Annotated in this window: 9 protein-coding genes; 7 read left to right on the top strand and 2 right to left on the bottom strand. The window is 37.4% G+C overall.

Annotation, left to right across the window (positions count from 1 at the left end; genetic code table 11):
• The first annotated feature begins 7 nt into the window (after positions 1 to 7).
• The 4 genes from CUC15_RS17320 (at position 8) to CUC15_RS17305 (ending at position 9,582) form a co-directional block, all read left to right on the top strand.
• Entirely contained in the window at positions 8 to 2,782 is a 2,775-nt protein-coding gene (locus CUC15_RS17320; protein WP_114917865.1) for an alginate lyase family protein, read from the top strand.
• A gap of 124 nt (positions 2,783 to 2,906) precedes the next feature.
• Positions 2,907 to 3,986, top strand: coding sequence for a glycosyltransferase family 4 protein (locus CUC15_RS17315; RefSeq protein ID WP_114917864.1), 1,080 nt, complete (start codon positions 2,907 to 2,909; stop codon positions 3,984 to 3,986).
• 653 nt (positions 3,987 to 4,639) lie between these two features.
• On the top strand, positions 4,640 to 7,051 hold the full coding sequence (locus CUC15_RS17310; RefSeq protein ID WP_114917863.1) for a S8 family serine peptidase: 2,412 nt from the start codon (positions 4,640 to 4,642) through the stop codon (positions 7,049 to 7,051).
• Positions 7,052 to 7,176: 125 nt separating this feature from the next.
• Positions 7,177 to 9,582 carry a S8 family serine peptidase gene (locus tag CUC15_RS17305; RefSeq protein WP_114917862.1) on the top strand — a complete coding sequence of 802 codons (2,406 nt, stop codon included), beginning with the start codon at positions 7,177 to 7,179 and terminating at the stop codon, positions 9,580 to 9,582.
• A gap of 133 nt (positions 9,583 to 9,715) precedes the next feature.
• Here CUC15_RS17305 and CUC15_RS20160 read toward each other — a convergent pair whose 3' ends face one another.
• Positions 9,716 to 9,853 (bottom strand): hypothetical protein, encoded by a 138-nt coding sequence (locus CUC15_RS20160; protein WP_162800353.1) that lies wholly within the window; start codon positions 9,851 to 9,853, stop codon positions 9,716 to 9,718.
• Positions 9,854 to 10,111: 258 nt separating this feature from the next.
• On the opposite strand from CUC15_RS20160, the gene CUC15_RS17300 reads away from it, so the two are divergent.
• The 3 genes from CUC15_RS17300 to CUC15_RS17290 all read left to right on the top strand — a co-directional run bounded on the left by CUC15_RS17300 (position 10,112) and on the right by CUC15_RS17290 (position 17,718).
• A complete protein-coding gene (locus CUC15_RS17300; RefSeq protein ID WP_114917861.1) occupies positions 10,112 to 10,609 on the top strand; it encodes a BsuPI-related putative proteinase inhibitor in 498 nt (165 codons plus the stop codon).
• Between the two features lie 325 nt (positions 10,610 to 10,934).
• A complete protein-coding gene (locus CUC15_RS17295; protein ID WP_114917860.1) occupies positions 10,935 to 15,536 on the top strand; it encodes a cell wall-binding repeat-containing protein in 4,602 nt (1,533 codons plus the stop codon).
• A 421-nt stretch (positions 15,537 to 15,957) separates the two neighbouring features.
• Complete coding sequence (locus CUC15_RS17290; RefSeq protein ID WP_114917859.1) at positions 15,958 to 17,718, top strand: cell wall-binding repeat-containing protein; 1,761 nt, start codon at positions 15,958 to 15,960, stop codon at positions 17,716 to 17,718.
• 368 nt (positions 17,719 to 18,086) lie between these two features.
• On the opposite strand, the gene CUC15_RS17285 is transcribed toward CUC15_RS17290, so the two are convergent.
• The gene (locus tag CUC15_RS17285) at positions 18,087 to 19,103 is read right to left on the bottom strand and encodes an LCP family protein (protein WP_114917858.1); all 1,017 of its coding nucleotides are present in this window, start codon (positions 19,101 to 19,103) and stop codon (positions 18,087 to 18,089) included.
• Positions 19,104 to 19,167 lie beyond the last annotated feature (64 nt).

Below are 19,167 nucleotides of genomic sequence, written 5' to 3'. Positions count from 1 at the left end.
GGGTCACTTGAAAAAGATAGGTTATATTGTTGTAGCTTTGGTTATGTTGTTATTAGGATTTTTTCAATCTTATAAATTCGCATGTGATGGAGGATCCAAGCTGGCTTTACCTATAGATGAAGTCAATGCAGAAGAAAATATCCATAAAGGTGAAGATGTATCGGAATCAACCGAAATAATAGTTGGAGATAGGGTTGAAACAGTGGAGAAATCTAATGTTAGTAATAGTACGGTAGGTTATTTTCAAGTATTAACAAGTAATTTACCTATCTATGATAATCGTTCTGGTGAGTTAGAGCAGGTAGGGACACTTACAAAAGGCCAAGTATATCCAATTACAGGTGATTATGGCAACTGGCATAAGATTCAGTTTGATAATTATTATGGGTATGTGTATAAAGAAAACACTGCGCCAGCAACGGCCGAATATCTTCAGAATCTAGGTAAAGACTGTAAGCCAACTTCTGATTCTTTTAAGGCAGCTAAAGATCTGGTAGTTTATGATAATAGCTCTGGTCAATTAAAAGCGTTTGGAACAATTGATAAGGGTCAAACATACTCTATTGTTAGTGATTATGGAAAATGGTGGCGAATTCTGTTCGCTGGCAGAATTGGCTACGTAAGTAAAAGTAGTGCATTCATCGATAATTTTACTGAAGACGATAATGCCTTTATGTTGACTGAGAATGCGTCATTATCAGTGATAAAAGATGGAAAACAGATTAGAGTCGCAACATTAATGGCAGAGAACATCTTCGAAAGAATCGAAGACTATGGGAACTGGCATAAAGTGAAATATGGGAGTGAAGTTGGCTATATTTGGAAGGCGGCAACCAAACCAGCAACATCTGAATATAAGAATAATGAAATAATAGGAACCTTATTCACCCTAATCGATTCTCCGGTCTATGCTTCTACTAAGGATACAAGTCCAGCTGCCATGGTTGAAGGAGCACAACGAGTTTCGATTATTAAAGAAGTTGATGCAAACTGGTATGAAATTGAACTTGCGGGTAGAAACCTTTTCATTGAGGCAGAAAATGTGATGGATTTAAATAATGTTACATTTGAAACAGAGAATCACCCACATATGAAGACCATTCGAGAATACTTAATTGATGCACCATTTACTTATGATAATCAGGATACAAAAGAGAATGAAACCATTGAATCAGCAAACTATTTACTCCAGGATAAGATAAGGTTTAATGACTATAATGGTGGCATCCCGATTGAATATTCCAACGGCATTGATTGGACAAAAGGGCCTGGTATTGCGGATGAACAGCAGCGATCATTTTTAAGACAATTACATGGGCTATTCTTTATTAATGACCTTTCAGAGGCATATAGTATTACAGAGGATAAGAAATATATCGAAAAAGGGTATGGATATATTCATGACTGGATGATTAATAATCCGTATCACAAACCGAAACATAATATGGCATGGCATGATGAAGGTACAGCTAGACGTTTATCTACTTTGGTAAATTTCTTTGATGTTGGAAAGTCGATATTAACGGATAAGCAAAAACTCGAGCTATTTGAAATAATGGTTTTTCATGCCAATTTATTAGCAGATGACGATTTTTATTCAGAGAATACAAATCATGGAATGTTTCAAGATGAGGGCTTAATTGTATTCAGTAAATATTTCTATGATAAGAAAGTATTGAATGATTATTATAAACTTGCAGTAAATCGACTGGATGCTTATTTCGAAAGTCTTATTTCAGAAGATGGCGTACATCTTGAACATTCACCATCATACCACCAAACCATTGGGGGATCACTTCGGGCGTACGGAGATATACTAAATGCATTTGATGATATTGAAATGGCCAATAAGTTTTATTCGAAGTACAACAATATGGCTAAATATGCTACCCATGTTATTAAACCGGATGGAACCTGGCCCTTAATTGCTGATACATATGCAAAGGACCAGCCGCGGACAATGATGTGGCCAGACGATGCGAATTATCAATATTCGGTAACAAAAGGCAAATCCGGCGAGATGCCTACTGAAACAAATGCCGTATTCCCTGATGCCGGCTACGCGGTATTTAGAGATCAGTGGACAAATCCAGAGGAAGGAGCTTATGTATTCTTTACGGCTGCATACCATACGAATTATCATAAGCATTCAGATGATTTAAGCTTATGGATCTATCATGATGGTGAGGATATAATTACGGAAGCAGCACCATATAGTTACACATTATCGGATCCAGTTACCCAATATGCATATTCTTCATTCGGACATAATACATTGATTGTGGATAATGAAGGTTTACCAAGAGTTGATGGGAAATATGAAAGTACCTATTTGCAGGATTATAATATAGATGATGAAAATCATCCAAATGCAACTGGGGTAAATAAACGCTATGAAGGTGTAACACATACGAGAAATCTAGCTTACAATAAGGTACAGCAAGCCATTCAGGTAAATGATACAATAAGTTCAGATGAGAATCATAATTACAAATTGTTATGGCATTTAGCTCCAGGCATAGTACCAGTAATTAATACTAATACAAATGAAGTTACATTAAAAAAAGATAATGTAACATTAATGGTAGTTAATTTTGAAAGTGATGATTCACTTAAACTTTCGAGTGTGTATGGAGATCAAGATAAATTGTTCAAAAGTTGGACTTTTGAATATGATTATAAAAATACTGAAACAGTAAAGAGAGATGTCCATACGATTATTGTCGATATTGACGGTTCAGAAAGTAATGTTCAAACAACGTTCAAATTTAATAGCAAGTAGTATAAAAGCGGTGATTTATTCACTGCTTTTTTGCTATTTCTTATCAACTATTAGATTAAGATGTAAAATCTAGCTAACTATGATATAATCTCTTAGAATCATTAACAAATAAGTAGGTGTTAGAATGTCAATTACTGCTGAATTAATTATTGCATTTCTGATTTCAGCCTTTACCGCATTACTTGTAACACCATTAATTAAAAAATTTGCTTTTAAAATAAATGCAACAGATAAACCGGATAATCAGAGAAAAACACATAATGGTGTGAAAGCAAGCTTAGGTGGGTTGGCTATCTTTATTGGTGCTATACCTGGATTTTTATTTTTACAGCCTGAGCATCCGCAAATGACGGCAATCATTGTCGGCGCATGCATTATGATAATAACAGGATTGATAGATGATATATTTGATTTAAAACCAATCTATAAGCTAATCGGACAAATAGCCGCGGCGCTAGTCGTTGTCTCTTCGGGCTTGATTATTGAAAAGTTAACGATGCCTTTCTTTGGGACAGTCTATTTAGAAGAGCTAGGTTACCTAATAACAATAATATGGATCGTTGGGGCCTCGAATGCAATTAATTTCATTGATGGACTGGATGGTCTCGCTGCCGGAGTGTCTGCAATCGGTTTAACTAGTATTCTAGTAATGGCAGTTATGGACTATCGAATTGTTGTAGCATATTTATGCATCGTATTAATTGGAAGCTGTGTTGGTTTCCTTTACCATAACTTTTATCCTGCAAAGATATTTATGGGGGATACAGGGGCATTATTCCTCGGCTATTCCATTGCAGTTATCTCGATGCTTGGATTATTTAAAAACGTCGCCTTGTTTAGCTTTATCATTCCGATCATAGTAATTGCAGTCCCAATTTTTGATACCGTACTTGCAATTATCAGAAGGACAATCAGCAGACAAAGTCTAGCGACAGCCGATAAAAAACATATTCATTATCAATTAGTAAAAATGGGATTTAGCCATAGAGCATCAGTGTTGATTATATATGCTTTTAGTTTCTTTTTTGGTGTTTTGGCAATTACTTTTAACAGCGGGACATTGTTAACATCGCTTATCATTTTAGGAATAGTTGTTATCGGCCTTCAGGTTATGGCGGAGATGTCAGGTCTCATGTTAAAAGGTAAGCAACCATTATTAAATGGGATGCGTAGAATTGTTGGCGTGCGCGAACGGGGAAAATAAGAACAAAATAAACGAGCTCCATCCATTAATCATTAGTGGATGGAGCTCGTTTATTTCCTAATTTCATTAAAAAAATACTTCTATTTCTCGAATATGATGAATAAGGTAATCTTGTGGTTTTTTTTCAAAGGTCAGGAGGTGTTTTTTTGAAGGAGTCGAAAATCAGTAATTTTCATCCTACTTAGTTACTGGTAAATATTGGATGGTACGAAAAGCACAGTATTGAAATAAATAGTGCTAAAGCAACTGATGCCGTTAGTGCCAAACTACTATTTTTTGAATATTTCATTGACTGGGAAAATTACCTCCAATATAATGAGAACGAACTGACATATTTCCTCCTATTCATAGCTTTCATGACACTAGAATTCTCAGAAATTACAACATTAGCAATCTAAATAGCAGAAGAATTTCAAAAGCTGAAAAAAATAGGTTTAAAGGAAATTAAATAGGGTATATAGCTAGTTAGCTAGGTACTTAGATACATACATATAAAAACAATTAGATACATAGCAACAAGACAGTTATCTTTGCTACCGTGAAAATGCGTATACTCGCGGGGGGTGAATTGGTTCATTCAAAGAACAGGCTAAGGGAATAGTTGCAATTTATATTAGGACTTTCATGCTAGCAAAAATTTGAGGAGGAATCTCATGGGGAAGAATTCTAAGGCACGTACAAAAGGGTTTAGTATTATTGCCGTATTGTTAATGGTATTCTCATTACTTGCTCCAGCAGCAATTAGTGCAGAAGCAAATACAACTGCAATAAATAAATTATCAAGTAGTTTAGTAGAACAGTTCGAAAATGAAGAAAAAGTTACTTTTATTGTAGACTTTAAAGACAAGGCAAATACTGCTAAAGTTGCAGGTCAAGCTAAAGAAGAAGCTAATAAGGCTAACTTGTCAGCAGAAAAAGCAGAGCTTTCACAACGTGAATCTGTTATTAATGAATTAAAAGCAACTGCAAATCAATCACAAGCGAACGTGAAAGCATTACTTAACAACAATAGTGATGTTGAGGAAGTTAAATCTTTCCATATCACGAATTCAATTGTTGTAACAGCTACACAAGAAGTCGCTGAAGAAATTGCAGCATATGATGAGGTTTCAAGTATTATTCCTAACTTAGAAATTAAAGTGGATGAACCAGTAAGCGAATCAACAAATAATCTTCAAAATGCAGAAGAAGATTTCTATAATATTTACCGTGTAAATGCTCCAGAGGTATGGGAGCAAGGAATTAATGGAGAAGGGCTAGTTGTTGCTAGTATTGATTCTGGTGCACAATGGGATCATCCTTCATTAATCAATAACTACCGTGGATATAATGCGGAAACTGGAGATGTTGATCACTCAGCTAGTTTCTTTGATGCTGTAAATGGGCAAGAAGCAGCATACGATGATCATGGACATGGAACACATGTTACTGGAACAATGGTTGGAACTGGAGATGGATTAGAAATTGGTGTCGCTCCAGGAGCAAAATTCATTGCTGCCAAAGCACTAGACTCTACTAATGCAGGATATTTAGAGGATATGCTTGCTGCAGCTGAGTGGATGCTTGCACCAGGTGGAGATGCAGCTAATGCACCAGACATCGTTAATAATTCATGGGGAATTTCAGGAGCTACACCAGAGCAAGTTGATGAATATTTCCGTGATGTAATTGGAGTCTGGGATAATGCTGGCATTTTCTCAGTATTTGCAGCAGGAAATGATGGTCAAACAGATGAAGGAACAGTAGGAATTCCAGCACTTTACCCAGAAGCTTTTGCTGTTGGGGCAACGGATAGAAATGATGCACTTGCAGCATTCTCATCTAATGGACCTTCACCATACGGAGAAACAAAACCAGATGTTTCAGCTCCTGGTGTAGAAATTGTTTCAGCATACCCAGGTGACAGATATGCTTATATGAGCGGAACATCAATGGCAGCACCCGCAGTATCTGGTGTAGCAGCACTTCTGCTTCAAGCTAATCCAGATGCGACAGTAGAAGAATTGAAGAATGTATTAAAAGAAACAGCAACACCATTAACAAATAAAACATACACAGAAGTGCCAAATAATGGATTTGGTCATGGTTTAGTAGACGCACTTGCTGCAGTCAATGCAATTGCTGAACAACCTGAAGAGCCAGAAGTACCAGAACAACCGGAAGAACCAGCAAAAGAAATTGAACGTCTATTTGGACATAGCCGTTATGACACTGCAATTGAAGTTAGTCAAAAAGGTTGGGCAGATGATTCAGTAGATAAAGTTATCGTTGCACGTGGTGATGATTTCTCTGACGCATTAGCAGGAGTTCCATTAGCATATGCTTGGGATACACCAATCTTATTAACTCGCAGTGATCGCATGTTAGATTCAACATTAGCTGAAATTGAGCGACTAGGTGCAGAAGATGTATATGTTCTTGGTGGTCCAATTGCAGTTAGTGAAAAAGCAGAAAAAACACTTGAAAATGCAGGTTATACTGTAAGTCGTATTCAAGGACAATCAAGATTTGACACAGCAGTAGAAATTGCTAACGAACTTACAGATGGTAAGTCTGAAGAAGTTGTTATTGCAAACAGCCATAAATTCCCGGATGCATTAACAATCGGTTCATTTGCAGCACAAGCTGGAGTTCCAATTCTTTTAACAAAGGATTCTAGTATTCCAGAAGCAACTGCTAATGCTCTAACAGATCTTGGCGTTACTGATTCATTAGTTGTTGGTGGACCATTAGTTGTATCTGAGGAAGTAGAAGCACAGCTTCCAAATGCAGAGCGTTTAGATGGTCGTGACCGTTATGGCACTAACATTGCTATTTTAGAAAATCTTGGGGAAGACGTTGATTCTCTATATGTAGCAACTGGTACTGATTATGCAGATGCATTAACTGGTGCAGTACTTGCAGCTAAAGAAGGAAAAGGATTAGTATTAGTACGAAATATCGTACCAGAAAATATTAATACGTATCTATCAGGAAAAGAACTTGAAGATTTAACGATCTTCGGTGGACCAGTAGCAATAAGCGATGCAGTTAAAGAAGCGCTAGAAGCTATTCTTAATCAATAGTATATTAAGAGGATAGAGCCTATTTCCTTATGGAGATAGGCTCTATTTTTATCCCATAAGATAAGGAAATTTATGCTCAAAAGCTTGAAATTATGCTATGATGAAACAAGGGTAGGGGTGATATAATGAAGAAAAAGAAACAAAATCTATCATACATAATACTAGTTTTAATTATGATCCTTTCAATGCTGAATCCTAGTCTAGCTTTAGCAAATGGGTCTGTACATAGAGCTGATAATCAAGAAAAAATATCAGCACAATTTTTAAACGAATTTTCATCTGATGAAGAAAAATTAACCTTTATTATTAAATTAAAGGAGCAAACAGATACAGAAGTTGCTGCTGAATCTGCAAGAGCGAAGGCAGAGCAATCACGTGCTAGTTTGCAAGAAATAGAATTAAACCAGCATAAAGCAGTTATTACAGCTTTAAAACATACGTCAGAACAGGAGCAACAGGACTTACTTAGTTATCTTAAAGAACAAGAGGATTTGGGTAATGCTACAAATATCAAACCCTATTACATTATTAATGGGATCGTCGTGACAGCTACGAAAGAGGTAGCGGAAGAAGTAAGCACGTTTTCTGAGGTTGAAAAGGTTCTTGCAAATGAAACACGTTTTTTGCATGAGACGACAAAAAGTGCAGGAAATGTAAGTGTGCAAAATGCTGCACAAAATATCGAGTGGAACATTGACCGTGTAGGTGCTCCAGAGGCATGGAGCAGTGGTTTCAATGGAACAGGTGTCGTAGTTGCCACAATTGACTCGGGTGTAGACTGGAAGCATCCTGCACTAAAAGAAAAGTATCGTGGATATAATGCTAAAACAGGTAAAGTAAATCATCAATATAGTTGGTTTAATGCTGTAGAAGGAAGTAAAGTACCTTACGATCCACACGGCCATGGTACCCATGTAACTGGAACAATAGTCGGCAGTGAGCCGAACGGGACCAATAAAATCGGAGTTGCTCCGGGAGCTAAATGGATAGCGGTTAAGGCTTTTGGCGATGACGGCTCAGCAACGGATGCAGATTTGCTAGAGGCAGCCCAATGGATATTAGCACCAACGGATGAAGCCGGAAATGAAAGACCTGATCTTGCTCCTGATATTGTGAATAATTCTTGGGGAGGCGGGAGAGATCTAGATGAATGGTATCGTGATGTAGTGAGAGCTTGGAAGGCAGCTGGAATATTCCCTGTGTTTGCCGCTGGGAATACTACTTGGGATAACCCTGGTGGGCCGGGATCTGTTAATGTTCCTGCAAACTATCCAGAATCATTTGCTGTTGGTGCAACGGATCAGAATAATAATCTAGCATCTTTTTCTTTATTAGGGCCGTCTCCGTATAAGAAGATAAAACCAGATGTGACAGCCCCTGGTGTCGGTATCCGCTCCGCTTTACCGGGTGGAAAATATGGGAATGACAACGGAACCTCAATGGCCGCACCAGCAGTAGCCGGAGTAGTTGCCCTATTATATCAGGCAGCTCCCGATTTATCTATTGATCAAATGATCGAAATTCTAACTAAAACAGCAAAACCTTTAACAGATAAAAAGTATCCAAAACATCCAAATAATGGATATGGATATGGATTAGTACAAGCAATGCCAGCAGTAACAGCAGCGCTTGCTGCTGGGAAAGAGCCAGTAACAAGAATAGCTGGTTACTCAAGGTATGATACAGCAATCGAAGTAAGCAGAGTTGGCTGGAATACTGCTAATACAGTTATTTTAACGCGAGGAGACAATTTTGCAGATGCACTTTCTGGTGTACCATTAGCATCCAAATTAGATGCACCTGTGCTATTAACACATAGTAATAAATTATATGGACCAACATTGCGTGAAATTAAGCGACTGCGTGCATCGAATGTCATTATTTTAGGTGGGGATATTGCGATCAAAAAGGCTGTTGCAGCTGAGCTGGAAAAGGCGGGCATTAAAGTACGCCGTATTTCTGGACATTCAAGAACAGATACCGCTGCATTAATCGCCTCAGAGGTTTCGCCTAATGGTTCAAAAAAGGTAGTAATTGCAAATGGCTATGACTTCCCAGATGCTTTGTCAATTGCATCCTATGCAGCAAATGAAGGCATACCTATCTTGCTAACAGAAAGCACAAAACTGCCTGCAGGCACAAAAGCTTCAATAAACAAGCTAAAGGCAAAGGAAACGATAGTTGTTGGTGGTCCATTAGCGGTGAACGAATCAATTATGAATCAGCTTCCTAATCCAATTAGAATAAGTGGACAAAGCCGCTATGATACAAATATTGAAATAGCAAAGTATTTCGGAATCAATAATAAACATATGTATGTAGCAACAGGTAAAAACTACGCAGATGCATTAACAGGAGCTGTATTAGCAGCCAAAAATAATAGTGCCATATTACTAGTGCACAAAGTAATACCAGATATAACATCGACATATATTAAAAATCAAGCCCTAGAACGCTTGACAATTTTCGGAGGCAACGTTGCAATAAAAGCAGAACAAGCAAATCAACTAAAGCAATTGCTTGCCAAGTAATTAACTGAACCCATCTTTCAATTTAAAGATGGGTTTTTTTCCATAACGTTTCATATGATAAGTAGAGGGGTATAGATACGCGAACTTGCGCTAATTTTTAGATAGAATTCATTTTAGTATAGTTTGATGCTATTTAGATTAACTGCCAAAGGTGTAATGTTGTTTGTAGCGCATGGACAGTCATTTTAGGTGGCAAGGCTTCAATTGCTTCTTCATTAGAAAATTGTTCTTTATTTTCAAGATGCATTCCGTCCGTAAGATTAACGGTCATAATGGAGGAATCGTCTTCTAATCATATATTATAGTTATAAAACTATAACGATTGAACAATCCCAGCGGAAGAAATACACGGAGACTCCTGCGGGAGGAAAGGCCTAGGTGAGACTGCGAAGTGCGACAGCACGAGGAGGCTCACTAGCCCCCACGGAAAGCGTAGTGTATTTCTGGAGCGACTCGCCTGTGAGTATTCCTCACTCTAAGCTAGTTCGCAGTTTAAAAAATATCAATAAACTATAAAGGGGTATAAAGCATGAAGAGATCAGGAGTTATTGCCTTGTCTTTAATCTTAATTCTAGGATTAATAGGGGTTACCTATCTACTAGTGAATCAATCAAATGAACAAGATAATAACGAAGTACAAAATGAAGGAGATGATCCAGTGAATCAGCCAAAAGTGACAGCAGACAATGGTTTAACATTTGAATTGGTAGAAGTAGAAGGTAATGGCAAAGCATTTAAATATACCGTTACAAATGAAGGTTCAAAAGAAATAAAACTTAGCTTCACAACGAGTCAGCGTTATGAATATGAATTAAGAAACATAACAGAAGGAACCACTACGAAATACTCGAATGGACGAGCGTTTATGCAAGTGTTAGGTGATACGAAGCTTGCTCCAGGGAAAAGCGTTAGTTATGATATTTCTTTACCAACATTAAAACCAGGTGAATATCAACTTACCGTTTATCTAGTAGCGAAAGACATGTCGGAATATGTAGTATCCGAATCATTTGTGATTGAGGAATAAAGTGAATATTAATTCAGTGGAAATTTCATCCTCATTTTATTGGTAATTAATTGAATAAACGGTACCTTAGCGGGCAGTTAATTCTCAACCTAGTAATCATAAATCTAGGAATTGGGAACCGGCTGTCTATTTATTTTGTAATAAAATAATAATTTGACTATTACATCTATTAGAAATATAATTACCATATGTAAAGATTCTGTAAAAAGAACTTAATATTTGTAGAATAGGAGGGTACTATGAATGAGGTTAATCCGATAATATAATCGCTACTATTAAGGATTAACTATATGAACGGAAAAAATAGACAGAGGGGGAAGGCTTCTTGAAAACAGTTAGAAAGCTATTAGCAGTAGTTTTAGTGCTTTTATTAACATTCTCTAACTTCTCAGTGATTTCTGCTAATCCACAAAAAGTAAATCCAGTAGAGCTAAAGAAGGAAGTAACAACGAAGGAAAAAATTAAAAAAGAAGAACTGGATAAGCAATACAAAGAAACGGATAAGGTAAGAGTAATTGTAGAAGTTCAAGGGGAGCCCGCAATTACATATGCCACAGGTCAAGGAAAGAAATTCAGTGAGCTTTCAGAAACTAAAAAAGAAGAATTGCAAGCAAGTGCACTTAAAGCTCAAGAGAAAGTAAAAAACGAACTCAGCAAAAATAAATTAAATGTTGAGTATAAAGAAAGCTTTACGACTGTATTCAATGGATTTAGTGGAATTGTTGAATATGGAAAAATTGAAGCAATGGAGAAATTAACTGGTGTTACAAATGTAACAATCAGTAACGAATATGAGCGACCAAAAGCAGATCCGGAAATGCGCTATAGTAAAGAATTAGTTGAAGCGCAAAAGACTTGGGATGAGTATGGTTATGATGGTGAAGGGATGGTTGTCGGTGTTATCGACTCCGGTGTGGATCCTAGCCATAAGGACTTTGTTTTAACAGATGAAAAAGAAGCAGTGTTAACGAAGGATTCTGTATTGAATTTCCGATATGAGGAAAATCTTCCGGGTAAATATTATACAGCTAAAGTACCATATGGTTATAACTATATGGATAAAAACGAAGAAATCCGCGATTTAGGCCCTGGGGCATCGATGCATGGGATGCACGTTGCTGGGACTGTTGGAGCAAACGGGGATGAGGAAAATGGTGGAATCAAAGGTGTTGCACCAGAAGCACAAATTTTGGCGCTAAAAGTATTTGGTAATGATCCGAACATGGGTTCAACATGGGGAGATATTTATATCAAAGCTATTGATGATTCGATCATTTTAGGTGCAGACGTAATTAATATGAGTTTAGGATCTACAGCAGCATTTGTAGATGAAACAGATCCTGAGCAGCAAGCGATCAAAAATGCGGTTGAAAACGGTGTACTAATGTCTATTTCTGCTGGAAACTCCGCCCATCTGGGAAATGGCTTTTATAATCCATATGCGTCAAATCCAGATATTGGGGTAGTAGGCTCACCAGGTTTATCCTATGACTCACTGCAAGTAGCTTCAATCGAAAATACTCACATGGATTTGGATGCATTTGAGTTTGCATTTGGAGAACAAACAGGACTTGCTCCATTCATGTCAGCGAGCAGTGTTCATCCAAATGATATCGGTGGCACGTATGAAATCGAATTTGTTGGAACTGGTACAGCAAAAGACTTTGCTGGTAAAGATCTAACAGGTAAATATGCATTTGTTGTGCGTGGAAATTCATTCGTAGACACCGCATATAATGCACAAGATGCTAATGCAGAAGGTGTGATTGTTTATAACCATTCAGATGGATGGGTAAGCATGGCATCAGAACCGGATATCGTTATTCCACAACTATTCATGGCAAAAACTGATGGTGAACTGTTAAAACAACAACTAGACGAAGGTAAAAAGGTTACTATCTCCTTTAATGGTGATGCAGTCACTGTAGAGAATCCACTTGCAGATTCTATGTCAGACTTTACATCATGGGGAGTAACACCGAATCTTGATTTCAAACCGGAAATTACAGCACCAGGTGGAAATATTTTATCTACATTCCAAGATGATCAATATGGAACAATGAGTGGTACATCGATGGCTGCTCCACATGTAGCTGGGGGCTCTGCGCTCGTACTCCAACGTGTAGACGAGGAATTTGGTTTAGAAGGTAAAGCACGCGTTGAATTGGCGAAGAATATTTTGATGAATACATCTGAACCAGTAATTGATAAAGGAACAATTAACGACATGTTTGGTACCGAGGTCCCTTACTCACCTCGTCGTCAAGGTGCAGGTATTATGCAGCTTCATAAAGCCATTTCGACCCCAGTAGTAGTAACGGAAGCAACTACAGGTGAAGCAAAGGCAGCATTAAAAGAAGTAGGCGACAAAATCAACTTTAAATTAGAAGCTAAAAATTACAGTAATGAAAGAGTAAGCTATGATGTAGCTGCAAATGTTCAAACGGATTTATCCCTATTTGGTCTGTTAGGATATGCAGCAGATGAGCTTGAAGCACAAGAACTTGTTGGTGCTGCTGTAACAATAAATAATGGAAAAACAAAAGTAGAGATTCCTGCAAATGGGTCTGCAACAATAAATGTTGCGATTGATTTGTCGAAAGCGAAAGTATTTAATAGCAATGCCAGTGATTATGTTAATCCGAGTGAAGTATTCCCGAATGGTTACTTTGTTGAAGGATTCGTAACACTTTCAGATGCAAATGCAGATAAACTACCAAATCTATCTGTACCATATGTCGGATTTGCAGGTGATTGGAATGCGCCACCGATTCTAGATGAATTGGCTTATGACGGAAATAATTCATTCTATGAAGCAGCAGGACTGCTTTATGATGGCAATGACGGTTATTATTATCTTGGTTATGATCCGTTAACAGGTGAAAATTCAACGAAGAATATTGCAATCTCACCAAATGGTGATGGTGCGAATGATGAAATTATTCCACTTTTATCATTCTTACGTAATGCGAAGAAAGTGGAATATAGTGTACTGGATAAGGATAAGAAATCCCTGCGTAAAATTAAATCAGAAAGCAATATTATAAAGAATTACTTTGATGCTGGTGCGGCTTTGCCATTCAGATTAAATCCAAATGTTTTCTGGGATGGTACCGTTAAGAATAAAGTAGTTGCTGACGGACAATATTACTTTGAAATTGCTGCGACAATCGATTATGAAGGAAAAGAAGCACAGAAGCTCCAAGTACCTGTAATCGTCGATACCGTAGCACCTAAATTGAATGCTAATCTGAAGGATAATAAAGTAACATTTAGTTCTTCTGATGATCGTTCTGGGGTGTCTTATGTAGAAGTAGTCATAAATGGTAAAAGCCATGAAATTTTACCAGCTACTGCTAAAGAATATACATTTACTAAAAAGATTGGACCAAAAGATGGTGTGACTCTAGTTGCAGTTGACAATGCTGGCAATAGTAAAGAAGTAGAGGTACAAGAACAACTTAACCCTAATAAGCCAGTAATTGATGTTTGGTCACCTGAAACATTTGGAATCTATGATACTAGCGAAATTGAAGTATTTGGTACTGTAACAGCGGATTCTAAAATTGTTGAATTTACTATAGAGGGAGAACCAGTAGAATTAGAACAATTTGAGAAGGGCTCTTACATCTTCGAAACCTTTATTGAATTTGAAGATGGAGACCATCCATTAAATATTTATGCTAAAGATGAAAAAGGTAATGAAACGTCACTATCGAATAGCAGATTGTTCTTTGTCGATACAACAGCACCTGGAATTAAGGTGAAATCACCAGGTTTTGTAGATCATAAGACAAAATCAGCTAAGATTGTTGCACAGCTATCAGACAACTTTGATGAATTAACTTATACAATTGATGGCAATGAGGAATTCGCACAACAGGTGTCTGGCGATAAGATGAAGGCAATTACTAAAGAAGTAACGACAGAAGTATCGCTTGAACCAGGTGAAAATGTATTTAATCTAGAAGTAGTGGATATCGCGGGTAACACGACCGCGAAAGAGGTAACCATTTATCGTGCTACATCAGCTGAAGATCAAGCAGCATCACGTATTTTTGGAACTTCCCGTTACGATACAGCGGTAGAAGTAAGTAAGGATGGATGGGATTCAGCGGATACTGTTATCCTTGCACAAGGAAAAGAATTTGCAGATGCGTTAGCTGGTATTCCGTTGGCAGAAAAATATGATGCACCATTATTATTAACACAACCAACGAAATATACAGAAGTAACGAAGGCAGAAATTGAACGTTTAGGTGCAACTACTGTGTACCTGCTTGGAGGCGAAGTAGCAATAAGTGCTGATGTCGAAGCAGAATTAACGAAGCAAGGACTTGAAGTTATTCGTCTTGCTGGTCATTCACGTGTCGATACTGCAATCGAAATTGCGAATGAAGTAGTAGAAGAAGGATCAAGTGAACAAGCAGTACTTGTTAATGGATACAACTTCCCTGACGCATTATCTGTTGCTTCATATGCAGCACAAGCAGGAATACCAATTCTATTAACACAAACGAATAAGCTTCCAGAAGCGACAGATCAATTACTTGAAGATTTAAATGTAAATGAAACACTAGTAATTGGTGGACCTGTAGCAGTTTCTGAAAAAGTAGCAAAACTTGTTCCGAATCCGGAAAGAATTAGTGGACATTCTCGTGAAGATACAGCTGTAGCGGTTGCTGAATACTTTGATGTAGATTCCACGAAATACTATGTTACAACTGGTGCTGACTTCCCAGATGCATTAACAGTTGCAGCAAGAGCGGCTAAAGATAATACAGGTGTCCTGCTCGTGAGAAATTCTTTATCTGAAGGTGTTAGCACATTTATTACTGAAAATGACATCGATTGGATCAAAGTAATTGGTGGACCACTGGCAGTAAGTGATAAAGTTCTAAAAGAACTGAATAAATTATTAGACTGATTAACAGCTTCATAGGTTACTTGACAAAGACTCCAGATTAAATCTGGAGTCTTTTTATTAAGTTCATTTTTGTTGTAGATAGACATAAGAGAAATGCTGCAAAAATCGACATTTTTGCTATTAAGGATTAACTTACATTCAATGTTTCGACAACATTTTTTAAAAAGGAATGTTTTTTGCAAAGGCACTATTCTAGTTTGATTGTTAATTAGAGTGATATCTATAAAATAACGAAAAAATTCATCAACTGTATATTAACAATGAATGAAATCTTTGCTATTATTAATAGTATAAATCTAAGAATCTACGAATTTTTTAATAATTCGTTACAGAACGCTATAAATCGACATAATACTAGATGACAATTCTAGAGGAATAGATTTAGAAGAGAGATCAGACGACAATTTCATAGGAGGAAAAAATGAAGAAAATAAGTTTAGCAGTGGCGCTGTCACTAATCATGCAAATATTCTTTTTACTATCACCAGTCGCTGCAGAGAGTACGAATGAGAGTACGAATGAGAGTACGAATCAAGGTGAGCAATCAGACGTAGAAAATACTACGGAAGCTCAAGAAGAAGAGTACAATGAATTTGGAATTAAGATTGGTACAGAAGTTTATGGGGAAGACATCAGTGAGTTAAGTGAAGAAGAATTGCAATACATACCAGAAGGCTGGCGTGACGGTGTTTTTGATGACGGTAGTCCAGAAGCGGAAGTAGAACCTGATATTAAGTTAAATGCTTCCTATCCAGATGTGAATAACTATATCAAGAATATGAAACCAGCTACCATTGAATATAACCACATTAATTATCTGACGAAATTTCATTATCGGGGCGGATATGGTGCAGTTGAAGGTGTTGTTGCACATGAGACAGCAAATGACCGTTCAAATATAACTGGTGAAATAAGTTGGATGAAGCAAAACCACAAGAATGCTTTTGTCCACGCTTTTGTCGATCATAATCGCATAATCGAAACCCATCCAACTGATTATGGAGCATGGGGGGCAGGACGTCACGCGAATAAACGTTTTGTCCATGTAGAGCTAGTTCGGGTTGATAACTTCGATCAATTTGCCCGCTCCATAAATAATTACGCAAGTTATATTGCTAAAGTACTACTAGATTACAATTTAGGTGTTACGGACGCAGAAAATACAGGAAAAGGTACATTATGGTCTCATCGGGCAGTATCGGAGCATCTTGGCGGTACAAACCATGTAGATCCACATGGGTATTTTGCAAGATATGGCTATAAATGGGATGATTTTGTAAAATTAGTAACATCTAAGTACAATGAAATGGGTGTACCTAGGATTTCAGGTCATAGTCGTTATGATACGGCAGTAGAAATCAGTAAAGATGGATGGAAAACTGCAAATTCGGTTGTTGTCGCTCGTGGTGATGACTACGCAGATGCACTTGCAGGTGTTACATTAGCGAAGAAGTATAATTCACCATTGTTACTAACTCAATCGAACAAGTTTACGGATGTTACGAAAAAAGAAATCCAGCGATTAAAAGCAACCAATATTTATATTCTTGGTGGTGAGTTGGCGGTAAGTAAATCAATCGAAAATGAAATGAGAAAATTAGTTCCTCGAGTAAAACGAATCAGTGGGGGTTCTCGTGTAGAAACTGCTGTAGCTATCGCAAATGAAGTAAAAAGTGGTGTCCGGAAAGCAGTAGTAGTTGACGGTTATAATTTCCCAGATGCATTATCGGTTGCATCCTATGCAGCGCAAGAAGGAATGCCAATTCTGCTGACACAAAATAATAAGCTACCAAAACAAACGAAACAAGCATTAAAGGATTTAAGGATATCAAGTACATTGGCAATTGGTGGTAACTTAGCCATTAATGATAATGTATTTAAACAGCTTCCAAACTCAGTAAGAATTGCGGGACAAAATCGTTATGAAACAGCAGTGAAGATTGCAGATTATTTTAATGTGAAGAATAAACATTATTATATTACAACAGGATTGGAATTTCCTGATGCACTTTCAAGTGCTGCACTAGCCGCAAAAGAAGGAACAGGCATATTATTGGTAGGTACGAGTATTCCAAAACCTGTCCAAACCTTTATTATGAAAAATAATATTAGTGATTTCACAATTGTAGGAGGAACGAGCATAATTCCTGCAAGAGTACAACAAGCATTGTCTAGATACTAAAACAAAAGCTTAAAGCTAGTTTAGCGACGTACGGACTGCGCCCCACGGAACGTGGGGTGGTTCGACGTTGCCAAACGATGTGGCGGTCTTGTCGAACATTCCTTTGTAGGAGATAAAGGAAACTCTTTGGGAGCGTAAGCGAATCGATATTGACTTTCACCACAAGGGTGTAAGTGCGACTAAGCCTCATGTGTAGCCAATCGCCAAGTCTTCTTTATCGTGTAATGAGGCGAAGGAAGTCTCGCTAGGAGCACGGGCGCTGGACGTAGCCTCTTATCAAGAGAATTGGAATAGGGAAATTTTTATACATTCCCATTCTAAAACAAAGACAGGATCCTCTACCAATAGAGAATCCTGTCTTTTAACATTTAATTATTTTCTTCGTATACTGAAGCTTCATAAAATCTATCATCTTCATAAGATGATACAATCTCTAAGTGGTTCTTAAGCTCTGACTTCACTTCTTCAAGTGAAGCTTCATCCACTATTTGGTAACTGCCACCATTAATTCTTTCCTCATATGTTTCCAATTTTAATTTATCAATTTTGCTTGTGCTGAAATCGGAATACTCTTTAGCGAAACCAAGCACTTCACTGATTCGCATATTTGTTTCAACATTGCTGCCAACTTCTCTAGCTAAGTCATCGATTTTAGTTACTGTACCAACTGATAGAGCTTTACTAATAATCGCTTGGATTACTTCCTGCTGTCTTTCATTTCTGCCTATATCGCCTCTTGGATCCTCATATCTCATTCGAGCATATGCTAAAGCATATCTCCCGTCTAATTCCATTTCACCTTCATAGAATTGTAGTTTCTCAGCTTTACGATCATCACTATTTTGTTGGAAATCAAATGGGACATCCACCGTGACGCCACCTAGAATATCAATCACATTTTTAAATGCATCAAAATTAACGGTAGCATAGTAATCAATTGGAATATCTAAAAAGTTCTCAACTGTTTCAATCGTCATTTTCTTCCCACCAAAAGCATGTGCATGGGTGATTTTATCCTGAATACCTCTGCCAGCAATCTCAACTAGTGTATCCCTTGGTATACTTACAAGCTTAAGTCTTTCATCATCGGGGTTAAATGTAGCTATCATTAAAGTATCTGTACGGCCATTATCACCATTTGTAGAATAGTCTTCTACTCCCATCAGCAAGACAGATACAGGGTCTTTACTTATTGAAACAACCTCATCACGCAGGTCTGATTTTTCTCTTCCTAAATCATCATAGGATTCGCTTGCAGCCTGAAGGGTTTGAATTGCCATATAGCCACCAAATCCTACTATTACAAGACACATTAGGATTACGATGAATAAAACACGACGTAATCTCTTTTTCTTTTTTGTTTTACGTACTAATATACGACCCATCGTATTTCTCCTTTATCTCCATAAGATGTTTATCTTAATAATTATAAATACAACTTATCTTAAT

This window comes from Oceanobacillus zhaokaii, from assembly GCF_003352005.1.
Lineage (GTDB): Bacteria > Bacillota > Bacilli > Bacillales > Amphibacillaceae > Oceanobacillus > Oceanobacillus zhaokaii.
Note: the sequence above shows the minus strand (reverse complement) of the source record. Positions and strands in the feature narration are given on the sequence as shown.

Excerpts from the sequence above, each read along its gene's own strand:
- CUC15_RS17285 (WP_114917858.1), bottom strand. The coding sequence starts at position 19,103 with ATGGGTCGTATATTAGTACGTAAAACAAAAAAGAAAAAGAGATTACGT.
- CUC15_RS17300 (WP_114917861.1), top strand. The coding sequence starts at position 10,112 with ATGAAGAGATCAGGAGTTATTGCCTTGTCTTTAATCTTAATTCTAGGA.
- CUC15_RS20160 (WP_162800353.1), bottom strand. The coding sequence starts at position 9,853 with ATGACCGTTAATCTTACGGACGGAATGCATCTTGAAAATAAAGAACAA.
- CUC15_RS17305 (WP_114917862.1), top strand. The coding sequence starts at position 7,177 with ATGAAGAAAAAGAAACAAAATCTATCATACATAATACTAGTTTTAATT.
- CUC15_RS17310 (WP_114917863.1), top strand. The coding sequence starts at position 4,640 with ATGGGGAAGAATTCTAAGGCACGTACAAAAGGGTTTAGTATTATTGCC.
- CUC15_RS17290 (WP_114917859.1), top strand. The coding sequence starts at position 15,958 with ATGAAGAAAATAAGTTTAGCAGTGGCGCTGTCACTAATCATGCAAATA.
- CUC15_RS17315 (WP_114917864.1), top strand. The coding sequence starts at position 2,907 with ATGTCAATTACTGCTGAATTAATTATTGCATTTCTGATTTCAGCCTTT.